Genomic DNA, 25369 nt, shown 5'->3' on the forward strand with positions numbered 1-25369 from the left:
GACCCTGGCTTCGATCATTAATAGGACCTAATAGTCCATATTAAATTATTTATTTTATTGTTCTGCCTTTTCCTTCTGTTCACGTTGTTCACGCAATACAGCTTTTCTGGAAAGATTTACACGGCCTTGCTTATCAATTTCTGTTACCTTCACAAGCAATTCATCAGCGATTGAAACAACATCTTCCACTTTGCCAACTCTCTCTTCAGCAAGTTCTGAAATATGGACTAGGCCATCTTTTCCATTGAAGATTTCAACAAAGGCACCGAACTTTTCAACACGTTTTACTTTACCAAGATACATTTGTCCAACTTCAACCTCACGGACGATATCTTCAATAATTTTCTTCGCTTGTTGGTTCATAGCCTCATTCACTGATGAAATGAATACTGTACCATCTTGCTCGATATCAATTTTCACACCAGTTTCTTCGATAATCTTATTGATATGTTTACCGCTCGGTCCAATAACATCACGAATTTTATCTGGCTTGATTGACATCATTAAGATCTTCGGTGCATATTGTGAAAGCTCTTTCTTCGGTTCAGCAATTGTACTTAACATCGAGTCAAGAATTTGCATGCGCCCTTTTTTTGCTTGTTGAAGCGCTTCTTCAAGGATCTCGCGAGATAAACCGTCAATCTTAATATCCATTTGCAAGGCAGTTACGCCCCTTGCTGTTCCAGCTACTTTAAAGTCCATGTCTCCAAGGTGGTCTTCCATGCCTTGAATATCTGTAAGGATAGAATAGTGGTCACCAGATTTAATTAGCCCCATCGCAATCCCTGCAACAGGTGCTTTGATTGGCACACCAGCATGCATCATTGCAAGTGTACTTGCACAAATGCTTGCCTGTGAAGTTGAACCATTAGATTCAAGCACTTCTGATACAAGACGAATCGTGTAAGGGAAGTCCTTCTCAGATGGAATGATTGGTTCTAGTGCACGTTCTCCCAATGCACCATGCCCAATTTCACGACGGCCAGGTCCTCTGATTGGTCCGGTTTCACCTACGCTGAAGTTCGGGAAGTTATAATGGTGCATAAAGCGTTTTTCTTCTTCAATACCAAGGCCATCAAGAATTTGTACATCTCCAAGTGCTCCAAGTGTACAGATGCTTAATGCTTGTGTTTGTCCACGTGTGAACAAGCCAGAACCATGGGTACGAGGAAGCAATCCAACTTCAGAAGAAAGCGGACGGATGATATCAAGACCACGGCCATCTGGACGGACTTTATCTTCTGTGATCAGACGACGCACTTCGCCTTTAACAATCTTATCAAGCACTTGTTTCACTTTTTTAATTCTATTTTCATCAGCTTCTTGCTCTTCATAATGAGCAATTACTGTGTCTTTTACAGCTTTAATTGCTTTTTCACGAGCATGTTTTTCTTGAACTTGAATTGCTGGAATCATTTCTGTTTCACACATACCACGAATCTCAGCTTCTAAGTCTGCATCCAATTGATAAAGAATAATTTCCATCTTTTCTTTACCGATTTCTGCAGCGATTTCTTGTTGGAAAGTGATTAAACGTTTGATCTCTTCATGACCAAACATAATCGCTTCAAGCATCGTTTCTTCTGGAACTTCATCAGCACCAGCTTCCACCATGTTAATTGCATCAATTGTACCTGCTACCACTAGGTGGATATCACTTTGTTCCGCTTGTGCAATTGAAGGATTAATGATGAATTTACCATCAATTCTTCCAACAGTAACACCCGCAATTGGTCCGCCAAATGGAATATCAGAAACACTAAGTGCAAGTGAAGAACCGAACATTGCTGCCATTTCAGAAGAACAATCTTGATCAACACTCATGACCATGCTTACTACTTGAACATCATTACGGAAGCCGTCTGCGAATAAAGGTCGAATCGGGCGGTCAATGAGTCTGCTCGCAAGAATCGCTCTTTCACTAGGACGTCCTTCACGTTTAATGAAGCCTCCCGGTATTTTTCCTACTGCATACAATCTTTCCTCATAGTTTACTGTTAAAGGGAAGAAATCTAAATTTTTCGGTTCCTTTGATGCAGTGGCCGTACTAAGTACTGCTGTGTCGCCGTAACGAACCAATACAGCACCATTGGCTTGTTTAGCCAGCTGTCCTATTTCAACAGACAGCTTTCGACCAGCCCAGTCCATACTATAGACATGCTTATCTTGTCCCATATTTGTACCCCTCTCTACCATTTCACTTACAAGTGAAGGCGTTCTTGCCTTCCAATAATCTATTTAAAAAGCAAAATGCTATTATTCAAATAATTAGTGCATGTATATAGTATGCACAATTTTTCCAATTAATAAAATAACAATGATCGCTTATGTATAGAAAGGATAATTTCTTATCCTTTTTTTGGCTAATAAAAAAGCGGGAAAAAATCCCGCTTCTTTAAATAAGAAACCCCGAAAACGAAGCTTCTTATTATCGACGTAAACCAAGCTTATTGATTAACTCACGGTAACGTTGAACATCTTTGTTACGAAGATAAGTTAATAGGTTACGACGTTTACCTACCATTTTCAAAAGACCGCGACGTGAGTGGTGATCTTTCTTATGAGTACGTAAATGACCGTTCAAATTGTTGATTTCTTCTGTAAGGACAGCGATTTGAACTTCTGGAGATCCAGTGTCGCTCTCATGAGTTTTAAACTCATTGATAAGCTCATTTTTACGTTCTTTAGTGATTGCCATCCGATTCACCTCCTAAAATTTCAATCCCCTGTTACTGAGCAAGCGTCGGTGACTCGACTTGCCAAGCAAAGGTTCATATTTAATACGTTAATAAGAATACATCTATTTGCGACAAAATGCAAGACTAAACCTTGTTTTTCTCAAAATAAAGGAGCGCATTTCCCTTATCTTTACTGATTTGAGTGATTAATTCGTCGATACCATTAAACTTGCGCTCACTGCGCAAATGCTGATGCCATTCGACGATGACTTCTTCTCCATAAATATCTTGATCAAAATCAAAGATATGGACCTCTACAGAAGGCTTCTCCAAATCGTCATGGAAAGTTGGCTTATAGCCTAAATTGCAAACTGCTTCGCGCCAAACACCTTTTACGTGAATTCTGACAGCATAAACACCTACTGGAGGAATCAAATAGTCTTCCTTTGAATCGACATTTGCAGTTGGAAATCCGAGCTTCCGGCCGCGCTGGTCACCCTGTACCACCATACCGGATAAAGAATAAAATCTGCCGAGCAGTTCAGGTATTCCTTGGACATTACCATCACGGATGTATCGTCTGATGAGTGTTGAGCTTATCTTATCTTCCCCTTTTTTCAATTGAGGAACGGTTGTATAGGTAAATTGATTGCGGGAATGCTCAGGTATGGTATCCATTGTTCCTTTACCCATCCGGCCGTATGAATAATCAAAGCCTGCAGTTACATGTTTGACATTTAGTCCTATGATATATTGATCAATAAATTCTTGAGGCAAAAGATGTGCAAATTCTTTCGTAAAGTGAATGATAAACAAATAATCGATTCCAAGCTGGGAAACAAAATTAATTTTATCCTTAATGGGTGTAATATACTCTACATCCCCTACATTCTTCCCTAAAACGACAGAAGGGTGGGGATCAAAAGTCATCACTGCGCTTTTCAAGCCTAAACTCTGTGCTTTTTCCTTTGCTTTAAGCATTACTTTTTGATGCCCTAAATGAACTCCATCAAAAAAGCCAAGAGCCATAGATAAGGGCGGGAGGTCATCCGTATTTAAATGATGAGGATGTTGGATTTTAATTACTTCCATGATGATTCACCTTTTTTTATTGTTTAGCATATGCGCCTAATAATGACCAAACTTTCCTTATACCCGATTTTAAATAAAGGAACCACCTGCCATTAAAGACACTCCGCTTGATTTATTCGTTTGTAATTGATAACACCTTCGCAGGTTTCATCATATCCGCTTTGCTTGGGTGATGAATATATATAGCTAATGCTTTATTTTCTTCCGATTCAATCACAATCGGACCTTCAATATGAACTAATTCATGAGGTGTATTCAAAACAGCTCCATTTTTTACTTTCTCTGCTACTTTATCATTAATTTTATATTTCGGCAAATGCTCAAGTCCCGATTCCAGTGGTTTTAGAACCTCTTGAAACGTCCCCTCTTCTACATGTTTTTCAATTTCTTCGAAGGTGAGACAATCATTTAACGTATAAGATGATGAGCTAGTTCTAATCAGTTCAGACATATGTGCTGGGTAGCCCAGTGCTTCTCCAATCATTACAGCAAGCGTTCTAATATATGTACCTTTACTGCATGTCACTCTAAAGCGAAAGCTTATTTGATCTCCAGAAAAGACGGTTCTTTCATCAAGCAGTTCAATCTCATAAATATTTACCTTTCGAGTTGGCCGCTCGACTTCAATCCCTTGTCTGGCATATTCATATAACCGCTTCCCATTTATTTTTACAGCAGAGAACATCGGCGGTGTCTGCTCAATTGTTCCAGTAAGCTTGGTTAGCACTGCAAGAATTTGTTCCCGTGTGATTGTCTCACTTACCGTTTTACGATCGACCACCTCGCCGGATGCATCCTCAGTTGTAGTGGTATATCCAATGGTTACTTCTCCTTCATATGACTTCCCTGCGTCAGTAATGTATTCTGCCACCTTTGTTGCTCTTCCAATACAAATAGGAAGTACTCCAGTCACATCTGGGTCAAGTGTACCAGTATGGCCAATTCTTTTCATTCTCAAGATCTTGCGAAGCCTGAAAACACAATCATGTGAAGTCATCCCTTTAGGCTTCATAAGCGGTAATATCCCTTCCATATTCTACCTCCTTTTTAACATCATAAAAAAGGATAGACAATAGTCTATCCTTATCTTTATTCATCTTTATCTTTTGACTGTTCTTCATCTTGAATTTTGTGGAGCAATGTTTCAATTCGATTTCCGTAACTAATTGATTCATCAAACTCAAAAAGAATTTCAGGCGTTTTTCGCAATCTGATTCGTTGACCTATTTCTGAACGAATAAAACCTTTCGCTTTGGCCAATCCTCTTAGCGTATTTTCCCGTTGCTCTTCATCACCTAAAACAGAGATATAAACAGTTGCTTGCTGGAGATCTCCAGTTACTTGAACATCCGTTACCGTAACAAATCCAATCCGCGGATCTTTAATCTTACGGCCGATGATTTCTCCAAGCTCCTTTTTCATTTGTTCTCCAACTCGGTTCGATCTAAGTGTCATTTTCTTACACCTCTTTTTTAAAGCCAATCCATATCTGTAATCGTTCTTTCGATTTCTGGAAAAGAATCGATTAGCTTTAACGCGTTTTGCAGTTCCAATTCCGTTGCATGTTTGGCAGAGGAGACAGCCGTAATGGCTATCTTTGTCCTCTGCCAAGTATCTTGAAAATCGACTTCTGCAGCAGATACATTATACCTCTGCTTCAATCGCATTAAAATGCGCTGTAGGACAGCTCTTTTCTCTTTTAATGAGTGGGCGTCATATATAATGCATTCACAGGCTACAAGCCCTATGAACATTAACGCTCAACTTCTTCCATAACATATGCTTCAATGACGTCGCCTTCTTTGACATCATTGTAATTCTTAATCGTAATACCACATTCGTATCCAGTAGCTACTTCCTTCGCATCATCCTTGAAGCGTTTTAAGGCGTCGATTTCACCTTCGAAAATAACGACTCCATCACGGATAAGGCGAATGCCGCTGTCTCTTGTAATTTTACCTTCTGTAATATAAGAACCAGCAATGGTACCAATCTTAGAGACTTTGAATGTTTGACGAACTTCTGCCTGACCGATAATTTTTTCTTCAAATTCCGGATCAAGCATTCCTTTCATTGCAAGCTCAATCTCTTCAATTACTTTATAGATGATTCTGTGTAAACGAATATCTACATTCTCAGCATCTGCTGCGCGTTTAGCATTGGTATCAGGACGAACATTAAAACCGATAACAATTGCATTGAACGCAGCTGCTAACGTAATATCAGACTCATTGATTGCTCCAGCACCAGTGTGAAGAATACGCACTTTAACGCCTTCTACATCAATTTTTTGCAATGCGGAAGTCATTGCTTCTGCTGAACCTTGAACATCAGCCTTTACAACGATATTCAGGTCTTTCATTTCGCCTTGTTTCATATGTTCGAACAAGTTATCCAAGCTTACACGAGTCTTTTCAGATCGCTGTGCTTGCAGTGCTAGTGATGCACGCGCTTCACCAACTTGGCGTGCCGTTTTCTCGTCATCTAACACAACAAAACGATCACCAGCTTGAGGTACTTCATTTAAACCAGTGATTTCTACTGGTGTAGAAGGTCCAGCCACTTTCACACGACGGCCAAGGTCATTAACCATCGCACGTACACGACCGAAAGTATTACCTACTACAATGGGGTCACCCACTTTTAGCGTACCGTTTTGTACTAGCAATGTTGCTACAGAGCCGCGGCCTTTATCCAACTGTGCCTCAATAACAGTTCCCATTGCATTTCGCTCAGGGTTCGCTTTATATTCTTCTACTTCACCTACAAGTAAAATCATTTCAAGCAATTCATCGATACCTTCGCCCTTAATTGCTGATAAATGTACGAAAATAGTTTCTCCGCCCCAAGCTTCAGGAACGAGACCATGCTCAGTTAATTCCTGCATTACTCGGTCAGGGTTAGCCCCTTCTTTATCCATTTTATTTACAGCTACGATAATTGGTACCTCAGCAGCTTTTGCATGGTTAATCGCTTCAATTGTTTGCGGCATAACACCATCATCTGCTGCGACAACAAGAATCGTAATATCAGTAATTTTAGCACCGCGTGCACGCATCGTTGTAAATGCAGCATGTCCTGGTGTATCAAGGAAAGTGATCTTCTTGCCGTTTTCCTCAACTTGATATGCACCGATATGCTGAGTAATTCCGCCTGCTTCGCCTGCTGTTACCTTTGTATGTCTAATTGAATCTAGAAGCGTTGTTTTACCATGATCAACGTGACCCATAATCGTCACAACTGAAGGACGTTCAATCATCTCAGCGCCTTCATCTTCAGTGAAGTATACTTCTAAATCAGTTGTATCGATGGCAATTTCTTCTTCCACTTCAACACCATATTCTCCAGCGATTAACTCGATAGAATCTTTGTCAAGATCTTGGTTAATAGTCGCCATTACACCAAGCATAAATAACTTTTTAATGATTTCAGAAGGTTCACGATGAAGCTTTTTCCCTAGTTCTGCAACAGTTAAAGAATCAGTAAAAGTAATTTTCTCTGGAAGCTCTTTTACTTTTTTAGGAACAGGAGGTGCAACTGGTGCTTGCTGCTGTTTCCCTTTATTCTTATTTTTATTGTTCTTGTTCTTGTTATTTTGATTGAATGGGCCTTTATTATTATTTTTATTAAAAGGCTTGGTTTGACCGCCTGGTTTTTGACCGCTATTTGCTTTAGGCGCTGGTTTTGCAGTACCGCCTTTATTAGCAGATGCCGGTTTGTCACCTGGTTTGACACTCTTATTTGCAGTGCTACTTTGCTGCCCGGTTTGCTTTTGCGGTTGTTTATCATCTTTTTTGTTAAAGATGTTGTCTAGCTTAGTTACTGCATCTGGTTCAATTGTTGTCATATGATTGGAAACCTCGATATTCATGTCTTTTAATTTTGTAATTACGTCTTTACTTGAAATGTTATGCTCTTTAGCATACTCGTAAACGCGTATTTTACTCATACTTTCACCCCCGCTAGAATTAATCGAGCAACGTCAACAGCTTTTTTGCAAATCCATCATCTAAAATAGCTACTACTACTCGAGCTTCCTTGCCAATTGCATGGCCGAGTATTTCTCGGTTCTCCACAATTCTATAAGGAACTTGATATGATTTACATTTATCTGTCACTTTTTTTGCCGTATTTGCAGAAGCATCTGCTGACAGCAAAATGAGTTTCGCTTTACCGTTTCTAATGTCTTTTACAGTCAGCTCTTCACCCGAAGTGATTTTCCGCGCCCGATTGGCTAAGCCAAGCAATGACATCCATTTATTTACTTTCATTAGGAATGTCGTTTCTCCTTTTCTATAAGCTGTAGCAGCTCATCATAAATCGAATCATCGATGTTAACCTCTAAATGATTAGCTAAAGTGTTTTTCTTTTTAGCAAGAAGAACTGCTTCTTTATCTTTTGAGAGGTACGCACCGCGTCCTGATTTTTTTCCTGTTAAATCTACTGAAACTTCCCCTTCTTTTGAGCGAACAATGCGGACAAGCTGTTTCTTAGGCATCATCTCACCTGTAGCAACACATTTACGCAAAGGTACTTTTTTACGTTGATTCACGACCATTCACCCCTTATTCCTTATCTTCAGGGAAGGTATATTCAACCTCTTGATCCTCTTCTTCGTGATCGTAATTTAACAACAGTTCTTCATCACGAGGATAGATTCCAGATTCTCTTGCTTCTGTTTCTGATTTAATGTCAATTTTCCACCCGGTCAACTTCGCTGCTAATCTTGCATTCTGTCCACGTTTACCAATGGCTAATGAAAGCTGATAATCCGGGACGATAACAGTCGTAGCTTTGTCATCTTCATTAACAATTACATCTAGAACTTTAGACGGGCTAAGAGCATTGGCTACAAAAACAACCGGATCTGCAGACCATTTCACAATGTCAATTTTTTCACCCTTCAGCTCATTAACTACTGCTTGGACACGAGATCCTTTAGGACCTACACATGAACCAACAGGATCTACTTCAGCATTGTCAGAATGAACCGAAATCTTAGAGCGATCTCCTGCTTCACGGGCAACAGACTTAAGTTCGACTGTTCCATCATAGATTTCAGGCACTTCAATTTCAAATAATCTCTTCAATAAACCAGGATGGGTTCTTGATACAAAGATTTGTGGTCCTTTTGTTGTTTTTTCCACTTTTGTAAGGAAAACTTTTATTCTATCATGGGGACGATACTGCTCATTTGGCATTTGTTCATTGACAGGCAAAATGGCTTCGATTTTTCCTAAACTCACATAAATGAACTTTGGATCCTGGCGCTGTACAATCCCAGTCATTATATCTTCTTCTCTATCGATAAATTCAGAGTAAATGATTCCTCTTTCAGCTTCGCGAACACGTTGTGTAACAACCTGTTTAGCTGTTTGTGCAGCAATTCGGCCGAAGTCCTTTGGTGTAACCTCTAATTCAACGATATCTTCCACTACATAGTTTGGATTTAATCTTTGTGCATCCTCTACAGAAATCTCAAGCCTTGGGTCAAATACTTCATCAACCACTTCTTTACGAGCGAATACTTTCATTATCCCGCTTCCAAGGTTTAAGTCGATGCGTACATTTTGAGCTTGGTTAAAATTTCTGCGATAGGCTGACACTAATGCCGCTTCAATCGCCTCAATGATTACTTCTCTTGAAATGCCTTTTTCTTTTTCAAGCAATACTAGAGCATCTAATAATTCACTGCTCATGAGATTTTTATCCCCCTTTAATTGAAATACAAAAATGCTTGTTAGCTTAAGCGAAGCATCCTTCTTATGAAAAAACCACGGCTAACCGTGCGTTGGCAATTTTATCATAAGGAATCTCAATACTCTTTTTCCTTGTTTTAATCTTAACGTCAACAGTCACAAACTTTCCATCGAACCCTGACAAAACACCTTCAAACGTTTTTTTGCCATCAATCGGTTCATATGTTTTGATAAATACATTCTTTCCGACTGCTTTTTCAAAATCCTGCTCTTTTTTAAGAGGGCGCTCTGCTCCCGGTGAAGAGACCTCCAAGAAATAGTTGTAAGGAATTGGATCAACCTCATCGAGCTTTTCGCTTAAACGTTCACTCACTGTTCCGCACTCTTCAATATCCACACCTGAATCTTTATCAATAAAGACGCGCAGGAACCAATCCTTTCCCTCTTTCACATATTCTATATCAACTAATTCTAGTTGAAGATCACTTAAAATAGGGGTGACTAATTGTTCCACCTGCTCAGTCACTTTGCTCATAATATCCCTCCTTCTACATCCAATCTCTTCATTAAGTAGAGGGTGCCAGTGACTCATTTCATTCAACTTCTGTGAAAGTTGACAAACTGCCCTTAATAATGGCTTACCCTTTAAAAAGTACCTGCCGGATATTAACATACTTTTAACTTTTCATTCATAGTCCGTGAACAAGACGAAAGAGTGGGTTGCCCCACTCTCGTTTGCGAAGTTATCCGTAGTATTTCCAATAAAACTATACCATAACCATATTTTTTATGCAAATGGAATTGCTGTCAGGTACTGGTATGAGTAAGCCTTGAAGGTGACTCTTCTCTTAAAATAGGCTGAGCTGATTTTGCTCTGGTAGTGCCTCTAAGCATCCATGATTATCAAGATACTCAATAATCGTTTTAGATAATTTCCCGCGCTTCTGAAGGTCTTCTTTAGATAAGAATTCCCCTACTCCCCTCGCCTGGACAATATTAAAGGCTGCATTGGTTCCTAACCCAGGAATGGAATTGAACGGAGGGATAAGCGACGTTCCATCAATAAGAAACTCACTTGCGCTCGATTGATAGAGGTCCACCTTCTTGAAGTTGAAGCCTCTTTCATTCATCTCCAATGCAAGCTCCATCACTGTCAGCAAGTTTTTCTCTTTTGTTGATGCATCAAGGCCTTTTGCGTTAATTTCATCAATTTTTGACCGTATAGCTTGTGCGCCCTTCACCATTGCATCAATATCAAAATCTTCCGCTCTTACAGTGAAGTATGCTGCGTAATACATTAACGGATGATGGACCTTGAAATACGCGATTCTAACTGCCATCAATACATAGGCAGCAGCATGGGCTTTCGGGAACATATATTTGATTTTTAAGCATGAATCGATATACCATTCTGGCACTTCGTTCTTTCTCATTTCGGCTTCCATCTCTTCGGTAAGTCCTTTACCTTTTCGGACAGATTCCATGATTTTAAAGGCAAATGCCGGCTCTAGTCCCTGATAGATCAGATAGACCATTATATCATCACGACAACCAATTACTTCACTTAGCGTACAGATGCTATTGTGAATAAGCTCTTGGGCATTTCCTAACCATACATCTGTACCATGTGAGAGTCCAGAGATTTGTACAAGCTCTGAGAAGGTTGTGGGCTTCGTATCCTCAAGCATTTGGCGTACGAAACGCGTCCCGAATTCTGGTATTCCTAATGTGCCAGTTTTACACATGATTTGTTCTTGAGTTACTCCAAGTGACTCTGTCCCACTGAAGATTTTCATCACTTCAGGGTCATCTGTAGGAATCGTCTTTGGATCAATACCGCTTAAATCTTGCAGCATTCTAATCACCGTTGGATCATCATGACCAAGAATATCAAGCTTTAGCAAATTGTCATGGATGGAATGAAAATCAAAATGAGTGGTTTTCCATTCAGAATTTCGATCATCAGCAGGAAATTGGATGGGTGAAAAATCATAAATGTCCATATAGTCGGGGACAACAATGATTCCCCCTGGATGTTGGCCAGTTGTCCTTTTCACACCCGTACAGCCAGATGCGAGCCTGTCAATTTCCGCGCCTCGCATTTGCAGATTATTATCCTGCTGATACGCCTTCACATAACCAAATGCTGTTTTATCCGCTACTGTTCCAATGGTACCTGCACGGTATACGTATTCCTCACCAAACAGCTGTTTAGTATAATTATGAGCCCGAGGCTGATATTCACCTGAAAAGTTCAAATCAATATCAGGTACCTTATCTCCTTTAAAGCCTAGAAAGGTTTCAAATGGTATGTCGTGACCATCCTTTCTATATTTCTGACCGCATTCTGGGCAATCTTTATCAGGCAAGTCAAATCCAGAACCAACTGAACCGTCATTGAAAAACTCTGAGTGCTTGCAATCAGGACAGACATAATGTGGAGATAACGGGTTTACCTCGGTAATCTCTGTCATCGTAGCGACAAAGGATGAACCCACCGAACCACGAGAACCAACTAGGTACCCATCATTCAGAGATTTTTTAACTAGCTTATGCGAGATAAGATAGATGACTGCAAACCCGTGACCGATTATACTTTTTAACTCTTTCTCCAATCGTGCTTCCACGATTTCAGGCAGCGGCTCTCCATAGATGCTTTTCGCCATATCATAGCTCATGGTCCGCATCTCTTCATCCGCACCTTCAATCTTCGGGGTATATAAGTCATCTTTTATTGGTTTGATAGAATCGATCATATCAGCAATTTTATTCGTATTCTCAACAACTATTTCCTTAGCTTTGTCACTTCCTAAGAATGAGAAAGCATCGAGCATTTCATTCGTTGATCTAAAGTGGACATCCGGCAAATTATGTCGATTGAGCGGGTTGGCTCCACCTTGCGAATTAACCAATATTTTTCTATATATTTTATCATTGGGATTCAAGTAGTGAACATTACCTGTCGCCGTGACAGGTAATTCAAGCTTTTCTCCTAATTTCACTAAATTCGTAATAATTTCTTCCAATGCCCTTTCATCACGGACAAGTTCCATCTCTAGTAAAGGAGCATATACTTGTTTCGGATGCACTTCAATATAATCATAGAATTGAGCTGTTTCTTCCACTTCCTCAGGAGACTTCTGCATCATTCCTTCAAAGACTTCCCCTTTTGCACAGCCAGAACCAACAAGGATACCCTCTCTATGCTTTTGCAGAACAGACCTCGGAATTCTAGGAACACGATAAAAGTACTCAAGATGAGAAATAGAAACGAGTTTGAAAAGGTTTTTAAGACCGGCTTCTGTCTGCGCAAGCAAGGTGCAATGGAATGGCCGCGCACGCTGGTAAGCATTGCCTTGGCCCATATTATCATTGAATTGATCATGATATTCTATTCCTTTTTCACCGGCACTTTTAAGCATTTTTAATAATAAATAACCAGTCGCTTCTGCATCATAAATCGCCCGGTGATGCTGGGTTAATTCCACATCGAATTTTTTTGCGAGTGTATTCAATCGGTGATTTTTCATTTCAGGATGCAGAAATCTTGCCAGCTCAAGCGTATCTACTACTGGATTCGTCGCTTTTCCTATCCCGATTTTCTTATATCCGACATTTAAGAAGCCCATATCGAAGGAAGCATTATGAGCAACAAGGACAGCGTCGCCTGTCCAAGCATAGAATTTCTTCAACACTTCCTCAATTTCTGGTGCATTCTCTACAAGGTCATCAGTAATCCCAGTAAGATTGATTGTCGTCGCTGAAAGCGGATGATGCGGATTGGCAAACGATTCAAAACGGTCAATGATTTCACCATCATGGATTTTTACTGCAGCAAGTTCAATAATGGCATCGTACACTGCCGATAATCCTGTCGTTTCTACATCAAAAACCACATAAGTATCGTCCGTGACTTTTCTGTGGGCATCATTATATGCGATAGGCACACCATCATCCACCAGATTAACTTCAACTCCGTATAAGATCTTTATATCATTTTTCTTCCCTGCACCAAACGCCTCAGGAAAGGATTGTGCAACTGCATGGTCGGTAATGGCGATTGCCTTGTGGCCCCATTTCTTCGCTTGAGTCACAAGGGAACTGACAGAGCTAACTGCATCCATTTGACTCATCGGTGAATGAAGATGAAGCTCTACTCTTTTTTCTCCTTCAGGCGCAGTGTCTTTTCGCTCACTCGGTCTAATTTCATTTATATCGTTACCCATCATGATTAAATCACGAACAAATGTATCATTTTGAATGCTCCCTCGAACTTTCAACCACATACCTTTTTTTACATGCTGGTAAAGTGCAGCATCTTCTTTATCCCTTGAGAACATTTTCACAAGAATTGAACTTGTGTAGTCCGTAATTTTAAAGGTTAACAGCGTTCTCCCACTGCGCAGCTCTTTTGTCTCTGCAAAGAATACATAGCCTTCTACCGCAACTCTTCGTTCCTCATCGATAATATCAACTAATTTACGATAATCTGCATCATCTTTTATTGTTAAACCGACCATCAAAGGACCTTGAGGAATAGCCGCGTCTGAACTATTCGCTTCTGCTGCGGCTTTCTTTTCCATTTCAATGGCTGCTTGAAGTCCGCGCTCTTGATCCTCTTTTCTCTTAGCTTCTAAAAACTTTTCATATTCTTCATTAGACTCTTCAGCCTTTAATTCAGTATCAATAACGAACGAAGGGAATCCAAATGCTTGGTAACTGGCTGTAACCAGTTCAGTATATTTATTTTTAATGGATCGGCCTTCCATGTCATTTCTTACCGTAATGACTAATTTATTTCCTCGTATAGTAGGTATTTGTTCATTTAATAGCTTTAAAATTGGCGGTGAAATGCCCTGTAGCTCATGAACACAGTTATGCCAATAGTCTAGTACAAGCTGTTCATTATATTGTTGATCCTCAACTTCAATAGAAAAAGAAGTTCTTGCAATATGTGAAAAGGTTTTCTCCAGCTGAGCGGAAAAACGATTGAAAACACTAGATGGCAGAATCTGTTGAAACTTAAAAATAAAATGCCATCTCTTTGCTTGTTTTTCAATCATAACCTTATCTATTTGTGCATGTTGAAAATGCTTTACAAACGCATCTTCAGTTAATTGCAGCTGTTGGAGCAAGAGTTGGAATCGTTCTTTTTTTCCAATGGATTCACTCATCTTCTCTCTCCCTTTTTAATAATTTCTTCTGTCGAATGGTTGCTGAACGGAATTTATTATATCATATTCCCTGCTATTTTTATGAACGTTTTAGTTTACAAAACTTAAGGTATTTCCAATTAGAAAAATGCTAGGCGCCTTACTTACCCTCAGGTATAGCAAAAGACAAGCTTCACTGAAGGGTGTTCTTTTCCTTTCTGGGAGGATTCCCCTAGACCACCCTTGGGGGTAGGACGCTTGCGCTAGACATTTTCCTACCTTATAAAAGTTAAACTTTCTTATCTTATAAAAAGGCTGTTTTCGTATACTTTGTTGCTTTTCGCAGGTAGGCATTGATTGCCTCTCCAGGTGCTCGCTTTCCGCGGGCGGGCGGTGAGCCTCTTCGTCGCTATGCTCCCGCAGGAGTCTCGCACACCCGTTCCAATCAACTTTTTTATCCATGGTTTGTCTTATCAAAACCTATGAAAAAATAACAATCTTTTAGAAAAGAGCCTTTTAAAAAAAGAAACGGGCTTCATGATTCATGAAACCCGCCGTTTTAATATTACATAGATATCATTTTGGAAATGGCATCTTGCAATTGGTCAATATGCACTTCTTCCATCTCGCCTGTTTTTCTATCTTTAACCTCTACAATACCTTCATTTGCTTTCTTGCCGACAGTCACTCTAACTGGAAGACCAATTAAATCTGAATCTGCAAATTTCACACCCGGCCGTTCAATTCGATCATCTAATAGCACTTCATATCGTGCTTTTTTAAGTTGGCTGTAAAGTTCCTCAGATAGGTTTGCTTGATCTTGATCTTTCATATTCACTGCAATTAAATGAATATGAAATGGCGCGATGTTCGCTGGCCATACAAATCCTTTATCATCGTTATACTGTTCTGCCACGGCTGCCATTACACGGGACACACCAATGCCATAACATCCCATAATCATGGGCTTTGCTCTGCCGTTTTCATCCAAAATCGTTGCATTCATTGCTTCACTGTACCTTGTTCCAAGCTTGAATATATGGCCTACTTCAATTCCTTCAGCAAATTTGATTACACCTTGTCCATCTGGAGAAGGATCTCCTGGTAAGATAAAGCGTAAATCCTCAAAGCGATTAACTTTAAAGTCTCTTTCAGGATTCACATTGGTAAAATGAAAACCTTCTTCATTTGCACCGCAAACACCATTTACGAGAGCTTTTACCGCGTGGTCAGCAACGATTTCAATGTTTTCAACACCAATCGGACCTAGCGAGCCTACTGCACAGCCTAGAATTTTCTTAGTCTCTTCCGCTCCCGCTAGATCAACCGAATCAACTTCTAATAAATTCTTGAGTTTAATATCATTTACTTCATGATCACCGCGAACAAGTACAAGTACATATTGATCATCCGCTCTAAATAATAAAGTTTTTATGCATTGTTCCGCTGAAACGCTTAAATAGGAGCAAATGTCTTCAATCGTTTTTTGGTTTTCTGTTTGAACTTTTGTCAGTTCTCTTTGCTCTTCACTTCGCTGCTCATACTTCGTGACAACTGGTGCCATCTCAATATTAGCTGCATAATTGGAAGTATCAGAATAAGCGATTGTATCTTCACCTACATCAGAGAGTACCATGAACTCATGCGTATCTTTCCCGCCCATTGCACCTGAATCAGCAATGACCGCTCTAAAATTCAAGTTAGCTCTTGTAAAGATATTCGAGTAGGCTTGATAGAATTTATCATATGTTTCGTCTAAGCTTTCTGGTGATGCATGGAAAGAATAGGCATCCTTCATAATAAACTCTCTACCTCTTAATAAGCCAAATCGAGGGCGCTTCTCATCGCGAAACTTCGTTTGTATTTGATAAAGCGAAAGCGGCAAGCGTTTATAGGATTTGACTTCGTCTCTCACTAAACTAGTAATGACTTCTTCATGTGTTGGCCCTAATGCAAACTCACGCTGATGCCGGTCCTTCATTCTCATCAATTCTGAACCGTAAGTGTACCAGCGGCCGGATTCTTGCCAAAGCTCTGCTTGTTGAAGAGCTGGCATTAACAATTCCGTTGCTCCAGCATGATCTAATTCTTCTCTGATGATCTTTTCAATATTTTGCAGAACTCTGCGAGCAAGCGGTAAATAACTATAGATTCCGCTGGCGTTTTGCCTCATATATCCTGCTCTTAATAATAGTTGATGGCTTCTGACTTCTGCATCTGCAGGGTTTTCTCTTAGTGTAGGAATAAGCGACATACTCTGTTTCATCTATTAGCACCCCTATTTTCTTATTATCAATATCAAGGCTCAGATTCCATATCCATTAATCGGATTGGAACCTGAGCCACATTTATAAATTTTTCTTTTTGCTTAAAAGACTCGTGGGCAAAGTTTCATCTTTCTTATAAGAAAAATCTTTGAATATCGTTCCATGTAACGACGAGCATGAGCAGCATGAGTAGAGCAAATCCGATAAAGTGAACCATTCCTTCTTTTTGACGGTCTACCGGCTTTCCTCTTATCCCCTCAATAGCGAAGAACATTAGTCTGCCTCCATCAAGTGCTGGAATAGGCAAGAGGTTCATAATTCCAAGGTTAATACTTAAGATGCCTGCCCATTTCATTAAATAATAAATTCCAGATTGAGCGACCGTATCCACGGAAACATATATCCCAACCGGGCCAGATAAGGCATCAATTGTAAATTGCCCAGAGACTAATTTACCTAGAATAATAAAGATTTCCTTCGTCCATAAATAAGTCTCTTCCGCACCGTAAACAACAGCTTTCAATGGATTTTTTTCCATTGGGCTATAAACTCCAATGACGCCAATACTATCGCCTTCTTCAACTTCTTGTACTTTTGGTGTTACCGGGATAGAAAGCTCTTCACCATTACGTTCAACATGGAATTCAAGCTCATTCTCCGGGTTTTGACGAATGATTTCTACAACATCCTGCCAGCTGGATATTTCAGCACCTGCTACGCTTTGAACAATATCGCCTTCTTTTAATCCCGATTCTAGCGCAGCGCCATCAGGAGTCAATTGCCCTAACTCAGGGTCGTTAGAAGGCATCCCTTGTAAAATGGCAATGATAACAAATACCACAAACGCTAAAATAAAGTTCATCATCGGGCCTGCAAATATGGCCATTGTTCTTTGACCTAATGTTTTAGAAGCAAATTGACGGTCATAAGGAGCGATTAATGTTTCATTCCCGTCCTCAACAAGCACTGCACGGTTGTTTATTGGGAATGTTTGCAGTTGCTCATCATCTTCCCCTTCTACATAACCTTTAATGAACAGCTTATGCTCGATATCAGCTTGCTCGACTTCTATAATTCTTGCATTCGGATATTTATCTTTATTATTTAAAATTATTTTTTGAACTTCATTTTGATCATTTAATTGTAATCCAACTCGATAGCCTGGTTTAATATCAACCATTTCGGGGTCTTCTCCGGCCATCCTGACATATCCGCCAATAGGAAGTAAACGGATCGTATATAGCGTGTCATTTTTTGTGAATGAGAACACTTTCGGACCCATTCCAATTGCGAACTCCCGACATAAAATACCTGCTCTTTTTGCGAAAATTAAATGCCCTAATTCATGAAAAAAAACGAGTGCCCCAAAAATTATGATAAAGGCTATAACTGTACTCAAGATCTAACCACCTTTTTTAAAGTTTAAAAACAGGTATTCTTTTTTGACCAATATTTTAAACCTTCTTTTATAGAAGCGAGTTTACCAATCCTCTTGTTTCCGCATCAATTTCTTGAATTTCAGCAAGATTAGGGTGATAGATTGGATTATGCTTTTCTAACGCACTCTCTATTAAGTCTTCAATTTGCAAAAAGGAAATTTTATCCTCCAAAAACGCTGCAACTGCTGCTTCATTGGCAGCATTCAATACTGTAGGCATCGTTCCACCGACTTTACCTGCCTCATAAGCTAGTTTTAAACAGTGAAATCTTTCAAAGTCCATTTCTTTAAAATGGAGTTTACCAATCTCTGCTAAATTCAATCGATTTGAAGAGTGAAGGGGGAGCCTGTCCGGATAGGTTAAAGCATATTGAATAGGCACTCTCATATCTGGGGTTCCAAGTTGTGCAATGACGCTGCTGTCATGAAATTCCACCATTGAATGAATAATACTTTCATCATGCAAAAGAACATCTATTTTTTCATATGGCAAGGAAAATAACCAATGAGCTTCTATTACCTCTAAGCCTTTATTCATCATTGAAGCTGAATCAATCGTGATTTTTGCCCCCATTGCCCAATTGGGATGATTCAATGCTTCCGTTACGCTTACATTTTTGAGCTCGTCTCTTGATTTATTTCTGAAACTTCCACCTGATGCAGTAATGATGAGTCTTTCAATATTTTTCTCTCTTTCACCCTGAAGCGCTTGAAAGATTGCAGAATGTTCACTATCGACCGGTAAAAGAGAAACACCATTGCTTTTCGCAGCTTCCATCACGAGGTGACCAGCTGTAACAAGTGTCTCTTTATTGGCAATCGCAATTGTTTTCTTTTCTTCAATTGCTTGTAGTGTGGGTTCCAGTCCTACACTACCAAGAACTGCATTTACCACAACGGTTGAGCGATGATACACGGCAACCTCTGTTAATCCATGCTGTCCATATGTAAATGTTATGCCTGGAAATTCTGCTTTAAGCATATCTGCTGAATTTTTTTCTGCTAAAGATACGAGTTCAGGCTGAAATTCAGCAATTATTTTTCTGGCTAACTCAATGTTTTTCCCAACTGAGAATGCAGCTAGCCTAAATTCTTCTGGGTGCTGTTTAATGACATCTAAGGTTTGTGTGCCAATTGAACCAGTTGCTCCCATTAAACTAATATGTTTCAATTCGTTTCATCTCCTCTTAAAGCGACGATCCCTTTTAATAAAGCAAAGGCACCCTTTACACGAAAGTTTTATATGAGCTTAGATCAAATGCAAAATATGAAGCAGTGGCCAAACAAAAAGTAAGCTATCGAACCGATCTAGTATTCCACCGTGACCCGGTAAAATATTTCCGGAATCTTTCACACCGTAATGGCGTTTAAATGCAGATTCAGCGAGATCACCAATCTGACCGAATACTGATAAAATAATTGTAATAACCGTCAGTTGAAGCAAGGTTGCATCAATTTCTGTAAATACAGCAAATAGTATTGCCACGACGAGAGCACTAGCTACTCCACCCAATGACCCTTCTACTGTTTTGTTTGGACTAATTTCTGGCCAAAGCTTTCTTTTTCCGAAGGACTTCCCAATAAAGTAAGCCCCTGAATCAGTAGCCCAAATGATAAATAAGGAATAAAAGATAAATGTTAATCCATTCACCGCTTCTCTCGTTTCAAAGAAATAATGAAACCCTAACCCTATGTATATTGTAGAAAGAATCGTAAATGCCACATCATCATATGTAAAACGATTTTTCGATATTACTGAATATGTAAGTAATAAAAGCCCACCTATAAGCAAAAAATCCATTTTTGAAAAGTTCATATCGGTCAGAACATATTCATATTGCTTAGGCAGTAATAACAGCCAAAGAAGCAATAATGATATAATTCCTGGGATGGAAAACATGCCATGTTTGCGCATTCTCATGAGTTCAAATAAGCCTACTGTGGCAAGAAAATAAGCCAGAATCATGAGAGGTACTCCTCCTAGTATGACAAGTGGGATCAAAATTGCTACAAAAATAATCGCTGTAATAATTCTCTGTTTCATTTCTTATTCAACACCTTTATTAAACTCCTCCAAAGCGCCTTTGACGCTTTTGAAATACTTCAACTGCCTCGGCAAAGTGATTTTCATTAAAATCTGGCCACAATACATCTGTAAACCAAAATTCTGAATACGCTAGCTGCCATAGCATGAAATTACTTAAACGTATTTCTCCACTTGTCCGAATTAATAAATCTGGATCGGACATTCCATCCGTCATGAGATAGGAAGAAAATACTTCTTCTGTAAGTTGTTCTTCATCTATTATACCACTTCTACTATCTGTTAAGACATGCTTAACAGCTTCAAGGATTTCTGCTCTGCTCCCATAATTCATAGCGAAATTCAAAACCAAGCCATCGTTATGTTTGGTCGCTTCAATTGCTTTCTCTATAGAATTCAACGTGAATTTTGGCAAAAAGTCTTTGTTGCCCATCATGCGCACCTGAACATTTTCTTGGACTAATTCAGGTAGGAAAGTTCCTAAGAATTCTTCAGGGAGCTTCATAAGAAAGTCAACTTCCATTTTCGGCCTTTTCCAATTTTCTGTTGAAAAGGCATATAAAGTTAACGTCTTTACCCCTAGGTTATTAGCGAATCTGGTTATTTTTCGAACAACCTTCATCCCTTCATGATGCCCTGCAACTCTTGGTAATGACCTTTTCTTTGCCCATCGTCCATTTCCATCCATTATAATCGCGACATGTGAAGGAACCTGTTGTTCCTTTAGCTTTATGATTCTTTCTTGGAGATCAGAAGAATCAATATTATTCTTCCAAAGCTTCATTTTATCAAACATTTGAATGCTCCTTTTAAATAGGTTGCCCCTCATTCCAATGTAAAGCTTGTTAGAATCAGACCACTATAGCTTTACCGGTATTAGAATGATATTTGCTGTTCAAGAGGACCTCTGTCTATATCCCAACGAAACCTATTTACCTTTCCTATGTTCTCTCGAAGGTCTTAATATAAAGCGATTAGTTTACAATCGACTTATCCATTTATTATATATTCATTATAGGTAAAAAAAACCAATCTATCAATGGAGAATTCAAGTGATTCGTGTAAATGCATTACGAAACGCATGTAACGAAACATTTTATCAATATATTAAACGACCTTCCAAACAACATGAATTCATACCTGATAAATATAGAATGATGCATGAAAATTTTACATGCATTCCATTTATTTTATCGATACAATAATCAAGAATCTTTGAAAAGCTAACTCATTTTTTACATGTAAAATTCACATGATAATATCATACCAAAAAAACATATAGATAGCTCTAAAAAGCCTATAAGTTTGGAAAAATATATTGAAGCTAATTGCTCTCTGTCCATTTCCGAGAGACAAATGGGGGCATCAAAGGATCTATCCATTTTAAAAAAACCCCCTAAGTTTGTTAGAGGGTTTATTTTATATTTACGTTTAACTTATACTTCAAGTATTTCTTTTTCTTTATCTTTTGTAATACTATCAACCTTAGCAATAAATTCGTCTGTAGTCTTTTGAATATCATCTGAGAATCCACGTAAATCATCTTCAGTAATATCGCCATTCTTTTCAAGTTTCTTCAGGTCATCATTACCATCGCGACGAATATTGCGAACTGCGACTTTAGCTTCCTCAGATTCTTTTCTAACGATTTTAACCAAGTCTTTGCGGCGCTCTTCCGTCAACTGAGGAATGGATAATCTGATTAGATTTCCATCATTAGTTGGCGTAAGCCCAATATCTGATTTCAGGATTGCTTTTTCAATTTCTCCTAGCACTGATTTATCATAGGGTTGAATAACGAGCAAGCGTGCTTCAGGCACTGATACACCCGCTAATTGATTGATTGGCGTTGGCGCTCCATAATACTCAACAGTGATTCTGTCTAGAAGTGAAGCGTTTGCTTTTCCGGCACGGATACTTGCTAGTTCACGTGTATAAGCTTGGATTGCTTTTGTCATTCTTTCTTTAACATTAGCAATGATCGTTTGTGGCATTATTTTTTCCCCCTTACGATTGTTCCGATTGGCTCACCCAAAACGGCGCGATTAATATTTCCTTGCTCCATAATTGAGAAGACAATCAGTGGAATATTATTATCCATACATAGAGAAGATGCAGTCGAATCCATTACTGCTAAGCCTTCTTTAATAACATCTAAATACGTCAGTTCATCATATTTCTTAGCGTCTTTATCAATACGTGGATCGGCAGAGTATACCCCGTCCACATTATTTTTCGCCATTAAGATTACTTCCGCTTCAATCTCAGCGGCACGTAATGCTGCAGTTGTATCTGTAGAGAAATATGGATTACCTGTTCCAGCTGCAAATATAACCACACGTTTTTTCTCTAGATGACGAATTGCTTTTCTTCGAATATAGGGTTCTGCAACCTGTCTCATTTCTATCGATGTTTGCACTCTTGTTTCAATGCCAAGCTGTTCAAGACTATCTTGAAGTGCCAAGGAATTCATAACCGTTGCAAGCATGCCCATATAATCTGCATTTGCGCGATCCATGCCCATTTCTTCACCGATTTTACCACGCCAAATATTTCCCCCACCTACAACTACTGCGACTTCAACGTCGAGTTCAGCTAGATCTTTTACTTGGTTTGCAACCGATTTAATTACGGATGGGTTGATTCCGAATCCTTGCTCTCCGGCTAAAGCCTCACCACTTAACTTTAAGACAACACGTTTGTATTTAGGGCTGCTCATATGAACCTCCATAATTAAGTTTAGAGAGCAGCCAGCACAATTCTTTTACCACTTCATCATCGTGCTGGGGCTCATTTACATTGAAACTATCATTTTGACCTCGTTAAATAGCGAGTTTTCTCTGAAAAACAGGGAACACACTGTGTTCCCCGTTGAAGTTATTTATTGTTGTTTAAGCTTATTTTTTAACTTGGTTCATTACTTCTTCAGCGAAGTTATCTTCACGTTTCTCGATACCTTCTCCTACTTCAAAGCGAACGAACTCACGGATTTTTCCGCCTTTAGATTCAACGAATTGACCAACTTTTTGATCAGGATTTTTAACGAATGCTTGATCGTTTACACAAACATCTTCGAAATATTTGCTTAAGCGGCCTTCAACCATTTTTGCAACGATTTTTTCTGGCTTGCCTTCGTTTAATGCTTGTTGAGTTAATACTTGACGCTCGCGCTCAACTTCATCAGAAGAAACTTCGTCACGAGAAACGTATTTAGGATTTAATGCAGCGATATGCATCGCAACATCTTTAGCTGCATCTGAGTCATTTGATCCTTCAACTACTGTTAACACACCAATGCGACCACCCATATGAAGATAAGCACCAAAAGCATCGTTATCAGTTTTAGTTTTCACTTCGAAACGACGAAGACTTAATTTTTCCCCAATTTTTGCAATTGCAGAGTTAATATGTGATTCAACAGTAGCACCGTTTGACATTGTTGCAGCAACTGCATCTTCAATAGAAGCAGGTTTAGTGCTTAGTATGTGATCGGCTAATTCTTGAACAAGATTTTGGAATCCTTCGTTCTTAGCAACGAAATCAGTTTCAGAGTTAACTTCGATGATTACAGCTTCATTTCCGTCTACTTTAATAGCAGTTAAACCTTCAGCAGCAATACGATCGCCTTTTTTAGCAGCTTTCGCAATCCCTTTTTCACGAAGGAAGTCGATTGCTTTTTCCATATCACCGTCTACTTCTTGAAGTGCTTTTTTACAGTCCATCATTCCAGCACCTGTTTTTTCACGTAATTCTTTTACCATTTGCGCAGTAATTGCCATTATGGAATCCTCCTTATAATCATTTATGTAATGATAGTCTTTACCAAATTTCTGTTTCGAAAAACATCATTATTTTCATTTAACTATTTGCGAATTCAAATAATTGATTCTTTTTCTTAAAAAAAGGTGATAAAGGGGCTCCCTATTATCACCTTTTTTAAAAATTACGCTTTTCTTTTGTCCAGCTTCTACCGCCTAGCCTTTCTCGAGCTCACATACCAAAATATAATCGAAGGCGAAATAGCCTTCATTCATTTCTAATCCGTCTTAAGCTTGAGGCCCACACAGGATGTGGGTCATGCGAGTGTTGCCACAGGGCGTGGCGATTTTAGCTCGCGCGAGGCTGAGCAAGGCGACTTCGCTTTTCAATTAAGCAGTTGTAACTTCTTCACCTTGTTTAGCTTCAAGAATTGCATCTGCCATTTTACCAGTTAAAAGTTTTACCGCACGAATAGCGTCATCATTTGCAGGGATTACAACATCGATTTCATCCGGATCACAGTTTGTATCAACGATACCAACGATCGGGATATTCAATTTATGTGCTTCTGCTACTGCAATACGCTCTTTACGAGGGTCAATGATGAATAAAGCATCAGGAAGGCCCTTCATATCTTTAATTCCGCCTAAGAATTTTTCTAAGCGCTCTTGTTGTTTTTTCAATTGAACAACTTCTTTTTTAGGAAGTACTTCGAAAGTTCCATCCTCAGACATTCTTTCGATATCTTTAAGACGTGAAATACGTTTTTGGATTGTTTCAAAGTTTGTTAAAGTTCCACCCAACCAACGTTGGTTTACATAATACATACCAGAACGGATTGCTTCCTCTTTAACAGAATCTTGTGCTTGTTTTTTTGTACCAACGAAAAGAACTGTTCCGCCGTTACCAGCAAGGTCCTTAACGAAGTTATAAGCTTCTTCAACCTTTTTAACTGTTTTTTGAAGGTCGATGATGTAGATACCGTTACGCTCTGTGAAAATGTATCTTTTCATTTTTGGGTTCCAACGGCGTGTTTGGTGTCCGAAGTGTACACCAGCTTCAAGCAATTGTTTCATTGAAATTACTGACATGTGAATTTCCTCCTAATGGTTTTTGTTTTCCTCCGCTTACATCATCTTCAACTGGTAACTGTATCAACAGCACCATCCAGCTAAATCAATAAGCGTGTGTATTAACACCATTTGTTAATATAGCATAACTATCATTTGTAATCAAGTT

21 protein-coding genes are annotated in these 25369 nt (G+C 39.2%); all 21 read right to left on the reverse strand.

Annotated features, from left to right (window positions below; genetic code table 11):
- Nucleotides 1-54 precede the first annotated feature (54 nt).
- The gene (gene pnp, locus J2S17_RS10005; RefSeq protein ID WP_307474374.1) at nt 55-2175 is read right to left on the reverse strand and encodes a polyribonucleotide nucleotidyltransferase; all 2121 of its coding nucleotides are present in this window, start codon (nt 2173-2175) and stop codon (nt 55-57) included.
- 253 nt (nt 2176-2428) lie between these two features.
- Nucleotides 2429-2698 carry a 30S ribosomal protein S15 gene (gene rpsO, locus J2S17_RS10010; protein WP_307474376.1) on the reverse strand — a complete coding sequence of 90 codons (270 nt, stop codon included), beginning with the start codon at nt 2696-2698 and terminating at the stop codon, nt 2429-2431.
- Between the two features lie 124 nt (nt 2699-2822).
- On the reverse strand, nt 2823-3770 hold the full coding sequence (gene ribF / locus J2S17_RS10015; protein ID WP_307474378.1) for a bifunctional riboflavin kinase/FAD synthetase: 948 nt from the start codon (nt 3768-3770) through the stop codon (nt 2823-2825).
- A 112-nt stretch (nt 3771-3882) separates the two neighbouring features.
- Entirely contained in the window at nt 3883-4803 is a 921-nt protein-coding gene (gene truB, locus J2S17_RS10020) for a tRNA pseudouridine(55) synthase TruB (RefSeq protein ID WP_307474379.1), read from the reverse strand.
- Nucleotides 4804-4859: 56 nt separating this feature from the next.
- Nucleotides 4860-5225: a 30S ribosome-binding factor RbfA gene (gene rbfA, locus J2S17_RS10025; RefSeq protein ID WP_307474381.1), complete on the reverse strand. Its 366-nt coding sequence runs from the start codon at nt 5223-5225 to the stop codon at nt 4860-4862.
- A 17-nt stretch (nt 5226-5242) separates the two neighbouring features.
- Complete coding sequence (locus J2S17_RS10030) at nt 5243-5524, reverse strand: DUF503 domain-containing protein (protein ID WP_307474383.1); 282 nt, start codon at nt 5522-5524, stop codon at nt 5243-5245.
- Entirely contained in the window at nt 5524-7719 is a 2196-nt protein-coding gene (infB, locus tag J2S17_RS10035; RefSeq protein ID WP_307474385.1) for a translation initiation factor IF-2, read from the reverse strand. The genes J2S17_RS10030 and infB overlap by 1 nt, the downstream gene beginning before the upstream one ends.
- A gap of 19 nt (nt 7720-7738) precedes the next feature.
- Nucleotides 7739-8041, reverse strand: a complete 303-nt coding sequence (locus J2S17_RS10040) for a YlxQ family RNA-binding protein (protein ID WP_307474387.1) — start codon at nt 8039-8041, stop codon at nt 7739-7741.
- Nucleotides 8041-8322, reverse strand: a complete 282-nt coding sequence (gene rnpM, locus J2S17_RS10045) for an RNase P modulator RnpM (RefSeq protein ID WP_307474389.1) — start codon at nt 8320-8322, stop codon at nt 8041-8043. Before rnpM ends, J2S17_RS10040 begins: the two co-directional genes overlap by 1 nt.
- A gap of 13 nt (nt 8323-8335) precedes the next feature.
- Nucleotides 8336-9469 (reverse strand): transcription termination factor NusA, encoded by a 1134-nt coding sequence (nusA, locus tag J2S17_RS10050; protein ID WP_307474391.1) that lies wholly within the window; start codon nt 9467-9469, stop codon nt 8336-8338.
- 64 nt (nt 9470-9533) lie between these two features.
- On the reverse strand, nt 9534-10004 hold the full coding sequence (gene rimP / locus J2S17_RS10055) for a ribosome maturation factor RimP (protein ID WP_307474393.1): 471 nt from the start codon (nt 10002-10004) through the stop codon (nt 9534-9536).
- Between the two features lie 313 nt (nt 10005-10317).
- The gene (locus tag J2S17_RS10060) at nt 10318-14643 is read right to left on the reverse strand and encodes a PolC-type DNA polymerase III (RefSeq protein WP_307474395.1); all 4326 of its coding nucleotides are present in this window, start codon (nt 14641-14643) and stop codon (nt 10318-10320) included.
- Nucleotides 14644-15187: 544 nt separating this feature from the next.
- Complete coding sequence (locus J2S17_RS10065; RefSeq protein WP_307474397.1) at nt 15188-16888, reverse strand: proline--tRNA ligase; 1701 nt, start codon at nt 16886-16888, stop codon at nt 15188-15190.
- A 134-nt stretch (nt 16889-17022) separates the two neighbouring features.
- Nucleotides 17023-18288 (reverse strand): RIP metalloprotease RseP, encoded by a 1266-nt coding sequence (gene rseP, locus J2S17_RS10070; RefSeq protein ID WP_307474399.1) that lies wholly within the window; start codon nt 18286-18288, stop codon nt 17023-17025.
- Nucleotides 18289-18355: 67 nt separating this feature from the next.
- A complete protein-coding gene (locus J2S17_RS10075) occupies nt 18356-19498 on the reverse strand; it encodes a 1-deoxy-D-xylulose-5-phosphate reductoisomerase (protein ID WP_307474400.1) in 1143 nt (380 codons plus the stop codon).
- Between the two features lie 78 nt (nt 19499-19576).
- On the reverse strand, nt 19577-20371 hold the full coding sequence (locus tag J2S17_RS10080) for a phosphatidate cytidylyltransferase (RefSeq protein WP_307474402.1): 795 nt from the start codon (nt 20369-20371) through the stop codon (nt 19577-19579).
- A gap of 19 nt (nt 20372-20390) precedes the next feature.
- Entirely contained in the window at nt 20391-21167 is a 777-nt protein-coding gene (uppS, locus tag J2S17_RS10085; RefSeq protein ID WP_307474404.1) for an undecaprenyl pyrophosphate synthase, read from the reverse strand.
- Between the two features lie 640 nt (nt 21168-21807).
- Nucleotides 21808-22365: a ribosome recycling factor gene (gene frr, locus J2S17_RS10090; protein ID WP_307474406.1), complete on the reverse strand. Its 558-nt coding sequence runs from the start codon at nt 22363-22365 to the stop codon at nt 21808-21810.
- The gene (gene pyrH, locus J2S17_RS10095) at nt 22365-23090 is read right to left on the reverse strand and encodes a UMP kinase (RefSeq protein WP_307474408.1); all 726 of its coding nucleotides are present in this window, start codon (nt 23088-23090) and stop codon (nt 22365-22367) included. The genes frr and pyrH overlap by 1 nt, the downstream gene beginning before the upstream one ends.
- Nucleotides 23091-23268: 178 nt before the next feature.
- The gene (tsf, locus tag J2S17_RS10100) at nt 23269-24150 is read right to left on the reverse strand and encodes a translation elongation factor Ts (protein WP_307474410.1); all 882 of its coding nucleotides are present in this window, start codon (nt 24148-24150) and stop codon (nt 23269-23271) included.
- A 369-nt stretch (nt 24151-24519) separates the two neighbouring features.
- Nucleotides 24520-25221, reverse strand: coding sequence for a 30S ribosomal protein S2 (gene rpsB / locus J2S17_RS10105; protein ID WP_307474412.1), 702 nt, complete (start codon nt 25219-25221; stop codon nt 24520-24522).
- Nucleotides 25222-25369: the final 148 nt, after the last annotated feature.

The sequence above is a fragment of the Cytobacillus purgationiresistens genome (assembly GCF_030813235.1).
Classification (GTDB): domain Bacteria; phylum Bacillota; class Bacilli; order Bacillales; family Cytobacillaceae; genus Cytobacillus; species Cytobacillus purgationiresistens.

What these genes read in the sequence shown, in the direction of transcription:
- J2S17_RS10040 (WP_307474387.1), bottom strand. Translation starts at nt 8,041, where the DNA reads ATGAAAGTAAATAAATGGATGTCATTGCTTGGCTTAGCCAATCGGGCG.
- rpsB (WP_307474412.1), bottom strand. Translation starts at nt 25,221, where the DNA reads ATGTCAGTAATTTCAATGAAACAATTGCTTGAAGCTGGTGTACACTTC.
- truB (WP_307474379.1), bottom strand. Translation starts at nt 4,803, where the DNA reads ATGGAAGGGATATTACCGCTTATGAAGCCTAAAGGGATGACTTCACAT.
- ribF (WP_307474378.1), bottom strand. Translation starts at nt 3,770, where the DNA reads ATGGAAGTAATTAAAATCCAACATCCTCATCATTTAAATACGGATGAC.
- pnp (WP_307474374.1), bottom strand. Translation starts at nt 2,175, where the DNA reads ATGGGACAAGATAAGCATGTCTATAGTATGGACTGGGCTGGTCGAAAG.
- J2S17_RS10080 (WP_307474402.1), bottom strand. Translation starts at nt 20,371, where the DNA reads ATGAAACAGAGAATTATTACAGCGATTATTTTTGTAGCAATTTTGATC.
- frr (WP_307474406.1), bottom strand. Translation starts at nt 22,365, where the DNA reads ATGCCACAAACGATCATTGCTAATGTTAAAGAAAGAATGACAAAAGCA.
- nusA (WP_307474391.1), bottom strand. Translation starts at nt 9,469, where the DNA reads ATGAGCAGTGAATTATTAGATGCTCTAGTATTGCTTGAAAAAGAAAAA.
- infB (WP_307474385.1), bottom strand. Translation starts at nt 7,719, where the DNA reads ATGAGTAAAATACGCGTTTACGAGTATGCTAAAGAGCATAACATTTCA.
- J2S17_RS10030 (WP_307474383.1), bottom strand. Translation starts at nt 5,524, where the DNA reads ATGTTCATAGGGCTTGTAGCCTGTGAATGCATTATATATGACGCCCAC.
- J2S17_RS10060 (WP_307474395.1), bottom strand. Translation starts at nt 14,643, where the DNA reads ATGAGTGAATCCATTGGAAAAAAAGAACGATTCCAACTCTTGCTCCAA.
- rimP (WP_307474393.1), bottom strand. Translation starts at nt 10,004, where the DNA reads ATGAGCAAAGTGACTGAGCAGGTGGAACAATTAGTCACCCCTATTTTA.
- rbfA (WP_307474381.1), bottom strand. Translation starts at nt 5,225, where the DNA reads ATGACACTTAGATCGAACCGAGTTGGAGAACAAATGAAAAAGGAGCTT.
- tsf (WP_307474410.1), bottom strand. Translation starts at nt 24,150, where the DNA reads ATGGCAATTACTGCGCAAATGGTAAAAGAATTACGTGAAAAAACAGGT.
- J2S17_RS10065 (WP_307474397.1), bottom strand. Translation starts at nt 16,888, where the DNA reads ATGAAACAGAGTATGTCGCTTATTCCTACACTAAGAGAAAACCCTGCA.
- rpsO (WP_307474376.1), bottom strand. Translation starts at nt 2,698, where the DNA reads ATGGCAATCACTAAAGAACGTAAAAATGAGCTTATCAATGAGTTTAAA.
- uppS (WP_307474404.1), bottom strand. Translation starts at nt 21,167, where the DNA reads ATGTTTGATAAAATGAAGCTTTGGAAGAATAATATTGATTCTTCTGAT.
- pyrH (WP_307474408.1), bottom strand. Translation starts at nt 23,090, where the DNA reads ATGAGCAGCCCTAAATACAAACGTGTTGTCTTAAAGTTAAGTGGTGAG.